A 12,386-nucleotide genomic window follows, 5' to 3' on the forward strand; every position below is an offset into this window, starting at 1 on the left:
ACCCTAAACCCTAAACCCTCTCTCAGTGCTTCGGCATGATCTCGGTGTAGGTCACCACCGCGATCAACGTCAGCATCATGAGCAAACCCACCGCGTGAATGTGCGCTTCGACCTTGGCGTCGGGCTTGCGGCGGGAGGCAGCTTCGAAGAGCAAGAAGAGCAGCCTCCCGCCGTCGAGCGCCGGAATGGGCAGCAGATTGAAGCCGCCTAGGTACGCGCTCAGAGCGCCGAGAAGCTTGAAGTAGTCGCCCGCGCCATTCTTCGCGGCGCCGCTCACCTGCTTCACGATGCCCACGGGGCCGCTCAGCTCGGGTTTGATCTTCCCGCTGATCCAGAGCGCCAGGCCCTTCACCAAATCATAGACGACCCGAACCGGCTCGGTGACGCTCACCATGGCTGCCTGGCCGTAGGTGAGCACGATGATGGGCGTACCGATCTGGATCTTGCCCTCGTACTTCTCGCCCTTGGGCGCCACCACGGGGCGCTTCGTCTCCTGCTGGCCGTCGCGCTCGACGAGCACATCGATGGCCTCGCCGGGGTGCTTGCCCACGGCCAGGCGAAGCTCGTCCCAGTTGTGAATGGCCTCACCGTTCACGGCGAGCACCTTGTCGCCCTCGCGCATGCCCGAAATGGCGGCCGGGCTGTCCGGCATCACCGTGACCCGCATGCTCACGTCGTCGGCGTGCGTGCGGCCGCTGACCAGGAGGCCAATGAAGATGAGCACCGAGGCAAACAGGTAATTCGCGAGCGGCCCGGCGGCGATGGTGACGATGCGCCCCCAGAGCGACGCGTTCGCGTAGCTTTCCGTGTCCTTCGGATCGTTGTCCTCGTACGGGTTCATCCCCGCGATTTGCACGTACGCGAGGAACGGAATGACCGCGACTTGGAAAACCGTCGGACTTCCCTTGGGGCGATGCTTCCAGATCGTCGGGCCGAAGCCGATCGAGAATCGGATGACGCGCATCCCGTATCGCCGCGCGGCCAGGTAGTGACCGCCCTCGTGGACCACCATGAGGACGGCGAGACCAAGCACAGCAATGACGGTGGTGGCAACAGACATGGGCGTCAGTCTAAAACGTGCCGCTCCTTCACGCCATCCGAGCCGTTTGCAGCTCCTCCCTTAACGAAGCCGCTACATGAAAAACGACACGCCGACGGAAAACGTCGGGTACCCAATGCGCATCGTCAGCGAGGTCTTCTCGTTGAAGTGGTACCGGCCAACCGCGTAAAACGCCGGTTGAACACTGGTTCTCGTGGGGCCATCGCAGCTGAATCCCGTGCCTTTGCAGGGGTCGTCGAAAAAGCCATGGTAGATGTACAATCCGGGCTCGGCCGCAACACTCCAGCGCTCGGCGACGAAGAAGTTCCACTGCATGGCGACGGGGAAGAACAAGAAGTTCGCACTGCAGTCGTACTTGCCGCCGCCAGGAAAGCGGTAGTCGCAGCTGTAATGCACGAAGTCGAGCCCGAACGTGACGCCGACGTTGTTGTTGATGTTCGGGATGAATCCGTTCTGCACGACGGGGATCGTAAAGCGCCCGCCAGCGCCGAAGCCCGTGCTGCTGCCGTCGTAGCCGTTGCCGTAAAGATTCGCGAAGGCAAGCGTCCCGTGGGGCTCGATCTCGACTTTGTAGTCCGGATGATCGCCCGGATGTTTGATGGTGTCGTCCGCCATGGCGGAGGATTCACCGGCGCCGAATACGGCGAGAAGGGCTGCTGCTGACACACTTCCGATGGTGCGGAGCTTGGGCATCCTCATTGACTCCCTTTCAGATCGTCGGGTGGGGTTCCGATCGACGCACGCGGACCAGGAAGCCACCAAATGCCGTCACGGGTGCTACGTGCTCGGCCATCACGTTCGAGCCGCGCAAGTAGGCGGCTGACCGTCTCCGTCGTTGCGTTGACCATGTGTGCGATATCACGTCGGCGCAGAGGAATGGCGATAAAGCGCCCCTGCCCAAGAGGCGTACCGTGTGCGCGGGCTAGACCATCGAGCACGCGAATGATGCGCTCGTCAGCCGACCCCGACACCAATTCGTCGATGCGCTGTACGTACGTACGCGCGTCTTCGGCCGCGCGGGCCAGCCAATAGCGCGCGAGTGCCGGTGAGCGGCCCAGGGTCTCGAGCAATGCCGCATTGCCGATGGTCACGAACTGCGACGAGCGCAGGGTGACCACGCTGGCCACGGCGGGCTCCTCCCCCACCGGCGAGGAGTCCGGAATGCGGCACGGCGCCCGCAGGACACTGAGCACGATGGGGTCGGCGTCCTCGCGATCGGGCTGGCGCACCATTTTCACGGCGCCCCGTAGCAGAAAGATCACGTGGGGCGACGGTGCACCTTGGGCGAGCAAGGTCACGTTGGCGTGCGCGACGCGATGGCTCGCATTCGCGGCCAGCTCCTCGAGGATATCGGCGCCAACTTCCGCCAGACCGGGAACGAGCCGCAGCTCTGCAGCGACGTCGAAGGGGGCCTTCGCCATGAGATAAGCTTTTCAAGAAATATGCTCCGCGGCCCGGCCACAGCAAGCCGGAGCATGAAGAGCTGGTTTTCCTCCCGCCAGAAGAAAATTTCCCCCCTGGGACCCCCCAATCCGGGGTGGCGCATCGAGAGGGCTGGGATCGGTAACCAAAGTTTGTGCCTTGTGGTAGCTTGCCGCCCCATTCCAGAAAGGTCGAGACCATGACCCAGAGCAGCAACGAAGCGGAACAGACGGCGGGCATTGCGCTCAAAGGCGGCGCCGCCATCCTGGCCCCCGTCACCGCGTTTCCGAATGGCATTCCCAGCAACGCCCTCGTTCTCATTCCGCTCGGCCCCAATGGTGCGCCGGTGGAAAAGAAGATCGTGGACGGTCCCGTCGCCCTCACCCAAGACGAGGTGTGGAAGCTGCTCGGGTTGAACGGACCGCCGGTCCAAGTTCAGGACGATCAAGGCCGTCCCATCGTCATCGGCGTGGAAGATCTGCTCACTGGTCTCGAGAAGCACTGGCGCGAGAATCCGAACCCGGACGATCCGTCGCCTGGCCGCATCTACGCGCAAAAGCTCATGGAGTACGGCCGCCACGCGAAGGCCGAGACCGTGCTCGCGAAGATCGTCGCCCTCGGCGGCGAAGGCGAGGATTGGCTCGCCCTCGGCGTTGCGCAGATGCAGCAGGAAAAGTTCGACAAGGCCGAGGCCACCCTTCGCGGCGCGCAGAACCTGTTGAAGGACAGCCCGTTCCCGTCGCTGCACCTCGCCAAGCTCGCGCACGAGAAGAAGGACGCGAAGATGGAGCGCGAGGCGGTGGAGCGCGCGATTCAGATCGACGTGAACTCGGTCGATGCCTGGGCCTACCTGACGAACTTCCTGCGTGAGGCGGAAGGCGAGGAGAAGGCCGTCGCCCAGGTCGAAGAACTGGCGAACGCCCCGGTCAACAGCCGCACCGCCGCCCCGTATGTGGCGCTGCAGGGCTTCTACGCCGGCGACGAGAAGACGCGCGACAAGGCCATCGACTTTGCGAAGAAGGCCGTCAGCCGCTCGCCCGACGACGTGCTCGCGCTCCTCTGTCTGTCGGCCCTCTACGGGCAGGCGGGCAACCTCGCGGAGGTCATCAAGGTGCTCGCCCCGCACGAGGCCAAGATGCAGCGCGACGTGCGCCTCGCGCACAACTACTTCGAGGCCCTCGTGCAAATGCGCGACATGGCCAAGATCACTGCGCTGCTCAACAAGCTCGCGACGTCGCCGAACCGCGAGGTCAAAGACTTCGCCATCCAGCGTTCGCGCGCCCTGCAGCAGATGCTCGCGCAGCAGCAGCAAGCCCTCTCGCAGGCTGGCGGCGGGCAGTAAGCCGCCTAAACGCGGACGCGTTTTCCCAGCAGCAAGAGGAAGAGCGGGCCGCCCAGAAGCGACGTTACGGCGCCGACGGGCGGCTCGGTGTGCAGGAAGCGAAAGAGCACACGGCTCAGTAGATCGCAGAGAACGAGAATTCCCCCGCCTGCGAGCAGCGAGGCGGGGAGGATGACGCGCACGTCGGGGCCGAAGAGGCGGCGCAGCGCGTGCGGGACGATGAGGCCGATGAAGCCGATGAGGCCCGTGACGCTGACGATGCCGCCCACGACCAGCGAGCACGCGAAGAAGGTGCGCCGCTCGAGCGCGCGCACGTCGACGCCGAGGTGCTGCGCGGGTTCGTCCCCCAGCGCGAGAAGATTGAGCCTGCCCGCGTCGATCAAGAGAATCGCGCTGCCCAGCGCCACGTAGCCGGCGACGGAGGCGAGCGCGCCCGGTGAGGGCACGTCGAGAAAGCCCATGAGCCAAAAGAGGAGCTCCTGCGCTTTGGCGGCGCTGATGAGCGTCTTCAAGAAGGTGATCGCCGAGGCCGCGATGGCGTTCACCACGACGCCCGCGAGCAGAATGCTCGTGGCGTGGGCGCCGGGGCTCATGCGCGCCACGCCGTAGACGATGGCCGTCGCCGCGAGGCCTCCGCCCAACGCGGCCAAGGGTACGAGGGAGGCGCCTACGAAGGTGATCGCCGCGATGCCGGACAAGATGGCCACCGTCGCACCGAACGCCGCCCCGCCGGAGACGCCCAGGACGAAGGGCTCCGCCAGCGGGTTGCGCAGCAAGGTCTGAAAAGCGACGCCCACCGCCGCGAGGCCCGCGCCCGAGACCACGCCGAGAAGCACGCGCGGAAGCCGCGCCGAGAGCACGATGGTGCGGTCCAGCGAGTCGGGCTCGGTGACCGCGCGCGCGAGCGAAATGGGCTCGGCCCCGAAGGTGACGGCCAGCACCACCGCGAGAACCAGCAGCGCAAGTCCTGTCGCGAGGGCCTTAAGGCCCACTGTTCCTCTCGTGCAAGAGCCGGAGGCCGACCATGGTCAGGTCGGCGTCGTAGTGCCCAATGGTCCGCGACAGCGGCGCGATGAGCGAGCCGAGTCCGCCGGTGGCGATGACGTCGGCCGGGTAGCCCACCTCGTCGCGGATGCGATCGACCAGGCCGTCGACCATGCACACGTAGCCAAAGACGATGCCCGATTGCATCGAGTGCACGGTGTTGCGGCCCACGACCCGCGGCGGAGCCACGATTTCGACGCGCGGAAGCCGGGCCGCGCGGGCAAACAAAGCCTCGGCGCTCAACTGGATGCCCGTGGCGATGACGCCGCCCAGGTATTCGCCCTTGGGGGTCACGATGTCGAAGGTGGTCGCGGTGCCGAAGTCCACGGCGATGACCGCGCCTTTGAAGCGCTCGTACGCCGCCACGGCATTCACGATGCGGTCGGCGCCGACCTCGCGCGGATTCTCGTAGAGAATGGGCATCCCGGTCTTGATGCCCGGGCCGACCACCAGGGGCTCGGAGCCGAAGGCGCGTTTCACCAGCCGGGCCATGGGCTCGGTGAGGGCCGGCACGACGCTGGCGATGATGGCCGCGTGGATGTCGCCCGGCGCGATGTCGTGCATCGCGAGCAGCTGCCGCAACACGACGGCGTATTCGTCGGCCGTGCGTCCGCGGTCCGATTCGACGCGGAACTGGTGGACCAGCGTTTTGTCCTCGAACAGACCGTAGACGATGTTGGTGTTCCCCACGTCGATGGTCAAAAGCATGTAAGTCCCTCTGCCTTCCTCTCGCGCTACCGCTCCACGCGCGCGTCGTGGATAACATCACCTTGGGCCACCGCCGCCCAGTCCCCCTCGGCACGACCGACCCGCGTGTACTGCCCATCCAGGTGCGGCGTGCGCGACAACGTCACGAAAATCTGGCTCGAGCCCGTATCGCGCCCGGAAAGGGCCATTCCCACGGAGAGCGGCTCGAACGGCACAGGCGATGTTTCGCAGCGAAGCGTTCGACCCGATCCGCCGTAGCCATCGCCTCCAGGGTCGCCGAATTGCGCAACGAAGCCCGGCACCACGCGGTGCACGAGCATCTCCTTGAAAAATCCGTTCTGCGCCAACGCCACCAGCCGCGTCGCGGTCACCGGCGCGAGGGTCGGGTCGAACACGATGGAGAGGTGCCCCGCGTCCGTCTCGAAGACGACCTTCGTCGGCTGCGTGGCCAGATGATCGAGCTCTGGCGCAAGGGAAGGCTCGGCCGCCGGCCCCGAGCACGCGGGAGCCCCCAGCTTGGCCAGCGCCTTCGAGGCACGCTGCCGCAACATCGCATTCGGCTCCTTGCAGGCCGCCTCCACCACGGCGCGCGCCCGCTCCAGGCGAAGCGCAACCGCGGCATCGAGCAGCCCGGCGCGCGTTTCCAGGAGATCCTCGCCCCAGCGCACGTCGAGGGCCTCCGATAGCGCGGGGCCCACCCCCGCCATGCGTTCCGGATGCGCCACGATCGCGTCCGACGCCGTGCCCACGAGGCCCGCCTTGCCGGAGCGAAGGGCGGCCATCACCGCGGTGCGGGCGGCGTCACCCAGCTCGGGGTGGCCTTCCAGCGCTTCCAGCGCAAGCTCGCGCACGCGGAGGTTCTCGCTCTTGGTCAGGGCCAGCCACGCATTCTTGCGCTCGCCCGCGAGCGGCTTGCGCAGCAGCGACGTGAGGCGCGCCTGCTCGTACACCGGCGTCCCCTTCGCATCGCAGCGCGCGAGAAGCTCGTTCTCGTACGCATCCTTGGCCAGCGCCCCCGCCGCGGCGCACCGAAGCACCGCCAGCCTGCGCGCGAGCACCTTGGGCACCTCGCCCGGCGCGTTCAGCGCGGCGAGCGCCTTCAACGCGGGCTCCGCGGCCTTGGGCGCCTCGCCATGCAATGCATCCAGCAGCGTCGTGAGCACGCCGAACTCGTCGCCCGCGAGCGCCATGAGCGCCATCGGATCCGTCAGCGGCCGCCCGAGATCCGCGATGGCCTCGCCCGCGGCCTCCCGGCCCGGTGCGTCCATCAGACCGAAACCACGCGCGGCCTCGGCGCGTTCCGCAGCCGAAAAACTGCGCTCGCGTACGATCTTCGCGAGCTCGCCCGCCGCCGCAGGGCCGGCGTGCGCGAGCGCGCGCACCGTGAAGATCCGCTCCGGTGTGGCATTCGGCAACGAGGCGCGCGCCACCTCCAGCAGCCGCGGCGCGAACGCATCGGGCAGCCTCTTGATGCGCCCCAGCGCAAATAGCGCCGAGGGCACTGACGATGCGGCGTCGAGCAGCGCGCCGATGGCCTCGTCGTTCAACGACGATGCCGCCGATATCGCACCGCCCGGAAGCGATCCCGCGCGACTCGCCACATCGCCCAAGCCCTGCGCCGCGCCCTCGGCCCACGCCCCGCGCGCCTTCACCCATGCCACGAGCTGCGATTCCGCCGCCGCCCCGCCGCACTTCCCGAGCGCCCGCGGAAGCGCGATCCGCACGTCCGCCTCTTCGACGCCCACGGTCGCACGCGTGCCACCGTCCGGGAACGCCCCCGCGCGGGTCAGCAGCGCGTTCACGTGCGCCTCCTCGTGCCCCTTGCACGTGAACCCGAGGCCGTACGCGGCCCACGCGACCACGTCCTCGTCTTGATCCGCCACCGCGCGCAGCAAGCCCGGGAGGCTCGCCTCGTCGGCGATGCGCGCGAGCGCACGGGCCGCACGCCGCCGCACCCGCACATCGGCATGACCGAGCGCCACCGGCGGCACCTCGGACGCGCGCCGTCGATCCGCGGCGCGATCGAGCACGGCAAATTCCGCCGGCGTCTCCAACGCGGCATCGACCGAAGCCTCCATTTGTTGCGCCGGCGCTTCGCTCTTTTTGCAGCCCCCGAGCACCAACGCGAGCGCCAGGGTGCTCCATAGCGCGAGCCACTCCGCCACGCGCTCGCGTCCCCAACGCCAGACGCGATGGCGCACGCCCCGCTCGGGCGACTTCGCCGGCACTTCGCGCACGACGGCGAGCCCCTGGCGTTCGAAAATTCGGCGCGCGCGCGGCAGATGCCAGTCGCACGTCACCAGCGAAACCTCACGAATTTCTCGCCGCGCCAAGAGCACGGAGGAAAAGCGCGCATTGTCGACCGTATGAAACGAGCAGCGTTCCCGCACGATGTATTCCTTTGGCACACCACGTTCGACCAGCGCTGTTGCCAGCGCATCCGCCTCCACCACCCCATTCCACATCCGCCCGCCGCTCACGACAACGACCACGGGTGGCCTCCACGCCTGCGCTGCCGCATTTGCGCGGCGTCCTGCCGCGCCCGTGAGCTTGCCGCCGCCATCGAAAACGACCTTGCAACCAAGGACGACCATCGCGGGCTCCGTCACGACGCCCAGCGTCCATGTAGCGATTGACGAGCTGCGCGTAAGGGGCTTATCTCCTTAGATTGCATGCGGATCACGTTCTGGGGAGTCCGCGGGAGCATCCCGACGCCCGGTCCCGACACCGTTGAAATCGGGGGCAACACGAGCTGCCTCGAGGTCCGCGCGGGCAAGGCCATCGTCATCTTCGACGGCGGCACGGGGCTGCGGCTTCTTGGGCAAAAGTTGCTCAAAGAGATGCCGATCACGGCCCACATCTTTTTCAGCCACGTGCACTGGGACCACATTCAAGGCTTTCCGTTCTTCGCGCCGGCGTTCGTACCAGGCAATCACATTCACCTCTACGGCGGAAACAACGTCTCGCGCACCCTCGAAGAGACGCTCGCCGGCCAGATGGACTACCCGAGCTTCCCCGTCCACCTTTCGGAGATGGGCGCGAAGATGACCTTCGCGGATCTTTACGAGGGGCAGACCCTGGAAATCGACTCCGGCGACGGCAGTGCGTTTCGCATCACGACCTGCCGGGGCAACCACCCCAACGGGGTTTGGGCCTACCGCTTCGAGCACAAGGGCCGCTCCGCCGTCTACGCCACGGATACCGAACACTATTCGGTGGTGGACCCCAAGCTTTGCAGGCTCGCAAAAGACGTTGACGTCCTCATCTACGACGCGATGTACACGCCGGAAGAGTACGCTGGGACGGCAGGCACAGGCGGACCCAAGGTGGGTTGGGGTCACAGCACGATAGATGAGGCAGCCAAGCTGGCGAAGGCGGCGAACGCGAAGAAATTGGTGCTCTTTCATCACGATCCCGGTCAGAGCGACGCGGCGGTCCGCGACAAAGAGCGGCGATGCCGCGAGTGGTTCGCCAATACGGTGGCGGCCTACGAAGGCCTTTCCATCGAACCGTAGCGTTCTCCGTCGAACGCTATAACGAGATGGAAGGCAACGCCCGCCGACCTTAACGGCGTGAAAGAACGCGAAACCGCGGCCCTATAGGGTCGTCTCTCTCGGCGTGAAGGGTCCATCGACATGGACCGCGCAACGTTTGCGTCCAGTTTCGTGAACGTCGTCGCGCGTTGCGCGAACACTTCGCTGCACCTTGGACCGATCGCTAGAAACCCGCGTTAATCGCGATGGCATCGCCCGTGCAAAAGGGTCTCGCGGGTCCGGCTCCTCGGGAGATCGCCCCGGACCTCGAAAGTGGAGGAGTCTATGAGCTCCGTGTTCGACGGCGCGTCGTTGCGCGCTTACAGGGAGAGTCTTGCCTCGGTTGCCCCGCTCGATCGTGAGACGGAGCGGGATCTTGCGCGTCGCTGGATTGCGGGCGAGAAGCGTGCGGGGGAGAAGATCGTCGAGGCTTGCCTGCCCTTCGTGATTGCCATTGCCCTTGAATACCGACGGTGGGGAATCCCGCTCGAGGACATCGTTCAACAGGGAAATCTCGGTCTTTTGCGGGCCGCGAAGAAGTTCGACCCCGAGCGCGACGTTCGCCTCGCGACCTATGCGGCGTACTGGATTCGCGCCGAGATTCGCGAGTACGTCGTGCGTGCCTACCGCGTCGTTCGTTTGGGAACGACCAAGGCCGAGCGCCGCGCACTTCGCGCCTACCGCACGCAGGAGCGCGATCCCGAAGAGCTTGCGCGCTTGTCCGGTCTGTCGCCGGAGCGCGTCGAAATGCTCATGCCGCTGCTCGCTGGGCGTGAAATGAGTCTGGACGCCTCGGGCGCCGATACCACGCCGGTGGTGGAGCGCATGGCAGCCAAGGGACCGGATCCCGAAGAAGCTGCAGGCGCGCAAGAGGTTCGCGATCGCGCTGCGGGCGCCGTGCGCGATGCGCTTCGTCATCTGAACGAACGTGAGCTGCTCATCGTAAAGGAGCGGCTGATGAACGACGATCCCGTGACGCTGCAGCGGCTGGGCGAGATGCTCGGCGTGAGCAAAGAGCGCGTTCGTCAGCTGGAAGAGCGCGCCCGCGGCAAGCTTCGCGATCGCCTCGCGAGCATGCGCGAGCACGCGCAAGCGATGTAGTTCGATGGCACTCCCCCACCCCTGCCCTCTCTCTCGCGGATGGATGGATTGAAGATCCTGGCTCGTCGCGGGAGGGTGCTGACGGAACTCAATCCTGAGGCGTCAGCTCCCTCCCACGGCGGGAGAGGAATTCGGGCTCCGATACGAGAAAAAGAGGTTAGGGGTGGGGGCGGGTCTGTTTCTGGAAGGTAGAAAGGCAGCCTGCTAGGCTTCGAAGCAGCTTTTGCATGCTCGGAGGATCGCGGCGCCGAATAGGGGTGGGACTGTTTTTGGCGGTGGCCGCAGGGGCCATCTGGCTGGGGGCACGCCACCCTGTTCCGGCTCCGGTGAACGTAGGGGTGGTCACTTTCGGGGGCCCGGCAGAAGTTGCGGATGCGGGCCCGGGTGCGCAGAGCCCCAGCGGCCTGTTCGAGCAAGACGAGGGACAGGCGACATCCTTTCGCGTTCCATCCGGCGCACCCTCGGAGCTTTCGTGCGAGGAAGCACGAAGTGTCGTTTCGCAGGTTCGCGAAATGCTCGCGTACCGTCCCGCGCCCATCCGCGCGGCGGCGTTCGCCGATGCCGTGATCGACTGGCTCGATCCGCACGGCCTGTGGAGTGCAGCGCCCGATAGCCCGGTGGCGACGGCCATCGAACGGCATGGCCGGGAACTTTTGCGCGAGCTCGAGCATGAGCACGGGGACTGCGCCGCCGCGCGGGAAGTCGGACGCGGGCTGGAGCGCTGGGTTCACGACCTGCAGAGCGAGTTCGAGGCGAAGCGCCAGGCGATGACCGGCGCAGAAATGTCCATCGATACCGCCGTATTCGAGCCCATTGCCGACGGGGCGAGCCCGTCGCCCAAAGCATCGACGTTCGCGGTGCTGCTCGGGGAGCGGGTAGGAGCAGGTGAGCGCCTGCTCGGAACCAGCGGCGCCACATTTGCGCGGGCTGCCCGCGAGCATTTTTTTCCGGATCTGAACGCCGACGCCTGGTCGCGGGTGCTGCTTGCCGCCGGGGTACGTGCATATGTTCCGCTGGTCGACCCCCACGGCGGATGGGCGCCTCTGGAGGAAGAGGCGAGCATCTACGAGTTCGACCTGGATTCGCACCCGCGGGCTTCGCTGTGGGAGAAGATCGGGCGCACGGCTTTGGGGGCGCGCATCGAGTCGGGCGCGCTCCCGCCGATGCGCGATGGCGATGCCGTGCTTGCGTTGGGCGGGGTGCGCACGGCAGGGCTCGCGATGGAGCAGTTGCAACAACTGGCCATCGTGGTGGCGGCGTCGCACCGTCCGACGGAGGCCATCGTGCTGCGCCAGGGCGATGCGACGCCGCAGGCGCTCAAGCTCGATCCGGAGGCCAGCACCGAAACCGGTGGTGGTGAGGAGATGCACGTCGGCTTGCCGGCCGAGCGCATCCCGTATGGCGACGGATCCATCGTGGTGGTGACCATCCGCGAGGTGCGCGACGACTTGGGCGAGCAACTCGCGCATACGATCGTGCGCGAGCGCGCGCAATCGAGTCCGCCCGTGGGCATCGTGCTCGATTTGCGTGGCAATGGCGGCGGCTCCACCGACGGGGCCATCCACGCGCTGAGCGCATTTTTGCCGAATGCGCCGCTCTTTCCGATGAAGCGGCAAGACGGCAGCCTCGAAATGGAGCGCGCGCCCGAGCCTCCTCCGTCGGAGCGCTTCGAGGGGCCGGTGGCCACGTTCGTCGATGGCAACACGGCCAGCGCCGCCGAGATGATCTCGGGCGCACTGACCGCATACCGGCGCGGGCCGAGCGTGGGGCGCCCGACCTACGGCAAAGGCTGCGCGCAGGAGTACTCCGATGACGATGCGCGCGCGGGCGTGCTTCGTCTGACGACCTTGCTCTATGCGCTGCCCGATGGCTCGGCGGTGCAGCGCGTCGGTCTGACGCCGACGTTGCGCTTTCCCTTCGCGCTTTTGCCCGACGAGGATCCCTCGGGCGAGAGCGAGGCGAAGCTCGCTGGTTCGCCCCCGACGTGGCGAGGCCCCGACGTGCGCAACCGCCAGATGGTCGCACGCTTCGAGGCCGCGAAGCTCATGACCTGGCCCTCGCACGGTGGCCATGTGGGGCCCTGCAAGGATCCCGACGTCTGCCGCGCCCTGCACGTTCTCGGCGGCGGCCCCCCGCGCATCTCCGCGGCCTCCAAGCCCGCCGCGCGTTGAAGCCG

The 12,386-nt window shown here is 66.8% G+C and carries 10 protein-coding genes; 4 read left to right on the top strand and 6 right to left on the bottom strand.

Annotated features, from left to right (window positions below):
* Window positions 1-22 precede the first annotated feature (22 nt).
* The 3 genes from LZC95_45845 to LZC95_45855 form a co-directional block, all read right to left on the bottom strand.
* Window positions 23-1,060: a M50 family metallopeptidase gene (locus tag LZC95_45845; protein ID WXA93765.1), complete on the bottom strand. Its 1,038-nt coding sequence runs from the start codon at window positions 1,058-1,060 to the stop codon at window positions 23-25.
* A 72-nt stretch (window positions 1,061-1,132) separates the two neighbouring features.
* A complete protein-coding gene (locus LZC95_45850) occupies window positions 1,133-1,753 on the bottom strand; it encodes a hypothetical protein (GenBank protein WXA93766.1) in 621 nt (206 codons plus the stop codon).
* 2 nt (window positions 1,754-1,755) lie between these two features.
* Window positions 1,756-2,481, bottom strand: a complete 726-nt coding sequence (locus LZC95_45855) for a Crp/Fnr family transcriptional regulator (protein ID WXA93767.1) — start codon at window positions 2,479-2,481, stop codon at window positions 1,756-1,758.
* A gap of 200 nt (window positions 2,482-2,681) precedes the next feature.
* Here LZC95_45855 and LZC95_45860 point away from each other — a divergent pair, with 200 nt between their 5' ends.
* Window positions 2,682-3,824 (top strand): hypothetical protein, encoded by a 1,143-nt coding sequence (locus LZC95_45860; GenBank protein ID WXA93768.1) that lies wholly within the window; start codon window positions 2,682-2,684, stop codon window positions 3,822-3,824.
* A 5-nt stretch (window positions 3,825-3,829) separates the two neighbouring features.
* On the opposite strand, the gene LZC95_45865 is transcribed toward LZC95_45860, so the two are convergent.
* The 3 genes from LZC95_45865 to LZC95_45875 are packed head-to-tail and all read right to left on the bottom strand — an operon-like array spanning window position 3,830 to window position 8,185.
* Window positions 3,830-4,816 carry an iron ABC transporter permease gene (locus LZC95_45865; protein WXA93769.1) on the bottom strand — a complete coding sequence of 329 codons (987 nt, stop codon included), beginning with the start codon at window positions 4,814-4,816 and terminating at the stop codon, window positions 3,830-3,832.
* Complete coding sequence (locus LZC95_45870; GenBank protein WXA93770.1) at window positions 4,806-5,576, bottom strand: type III pantothenate kinase; 771 nt, start codon at window positions 5,574-5,576, stop codon at window positions 4,806-4,808. The genes LZC95_45865 and LZC95_45870 overlap by 11 nt, the downstream gene beginning before the upstream one ends.
* A gap of 26 nt (window positions 5,577-5,602) precedes the next feature.
* Window positions 5,603-8,185, bottom strand: coding sequence for a YdcF family protein (locus LZC95_45875; protein ID WXA93771.1), 2,583 nt, complete (start codon window positions 8,183-8,185; stop codon window positions 5,603-5,605).
* A gap of 63 nt (window positions 8,186-8,248) precedes the next feature.
* Here LZC95_45875 and LZC95_45880 point away from each other — a divergent pair, with 63 nt between their 5' ends.
* The 3 genes from LZC95_45880 (at window position 8,249) to LZC95_45890 (ending at window position 12,381) form a co-directional block, all read left to right on the top strand.
* Window positions 8,249-9,091 carry an MBL fold metallo-hydrolase gene (locus tag LZC95_45880; protein ID WXA93772.1) on the top strand — a complete coding sequence of 281 codons (843 nt, stop codon included), beginning with the start codon at window positions 8,249-8,251 and terminating at the stop codon, window positions 9,089-9,091.
* 303 nt (window positions 9,092-9,394) lie between these two features.
* A complete protein-coding gene (locus LZC95_45885) occupies window positions 9,395-10,210 on the top strand; it encodes a sigma-70 family RNA polymerase sigma factor (GenBank protein WXA93773.1) in 816 nt (271 codons plus the stop codon).
* A 227-nt stretch (window positions 10,211-10,437) separates the two neighbouring features.
* Window positions 10,438-12,381, top strand: a complete 1,944-nt coding sequence (locus LZC95_45890) for a S41 family peptidase (GenBank protein WXA93774.1) — start codon at window positions 10,438-10,440, stop codon at window positions 12,379-12,381.
* Window positions 12,382-12,386: the final 5 nt, after the last annotated feature.

This window comes from Sorangiineae bacterium MSr12523 (assembly GCA_037157775.1).
Taxonomy (GTDB): domain Bacteria; phylum Myxococcota_A; class Polyangia; order Polyangiales; family Polyangiaceae; genus Pendulispora; species Pendulispora brunnea.

What these genes read in the sequence shown, in the direction of transcription:
- LZC95_45845 (WXA93765.1), bottom strand. Translation starts at nt 1,060, where the DNA reads ATGTCTGTTGCCACCACCGTCATTGCTGTGCTTGGTCTCGCCGTCCTC.
- LZC95_45850 (WXA93766.1), bottom strand. Translation starts at nt 1,753, where the DNA reads ATGCCCAAGCTCCGCACCATCGGAAGTGTGTCAGCAGCAGCCCTTCTC.
- LZC95_45855 (WXA93767.1), bottom strand. Translation starts at nt 2,481, where the DNA reads ATGGCGAAGGCCCCCTTCGACGTCGCTGCAGAGCTGCGGCTCGTTCCC.
- LZC95_45860 (WXA93768.1), top strand. Translation starts at nt 2,682, where the DNA reads ATGACCCAGAGCAGCAACGAAGCGGAACAGACGGCGGGCATTGCGCTC.
- LZC95_45870 (WXA93770.1), bottom strand. Translation starts at nt 5,576, where the DNA reads ATGCTTTTGACCATCGACGTGGGGAACACCAACATCGTCTACGGTCTG.
- LZC95_45880 (WXA93772.1), top strand. Translation starts at nt 8,249, where the DNA reads ATGCGGATCACGTTCTGGGGAGTCCGCGGGAGCATCCCGACGCCCGGT.
- LZC95_45885 (WXA93773.1), top strand. Translation starts at nt 9,395, where the DNA reads ATGAGCTCCGTGTTCGACGGCGCGTCGTTGCGCGCTTACAGGGAGAGT.
- LZC95_45890 (WXA93774.1), top strand. Translation starts at nt 10,438, where the DNA reads ATGCTCGGAGGATCGCGGCGCCGAATAGGGGTGGGACTGTTTTTGGCG.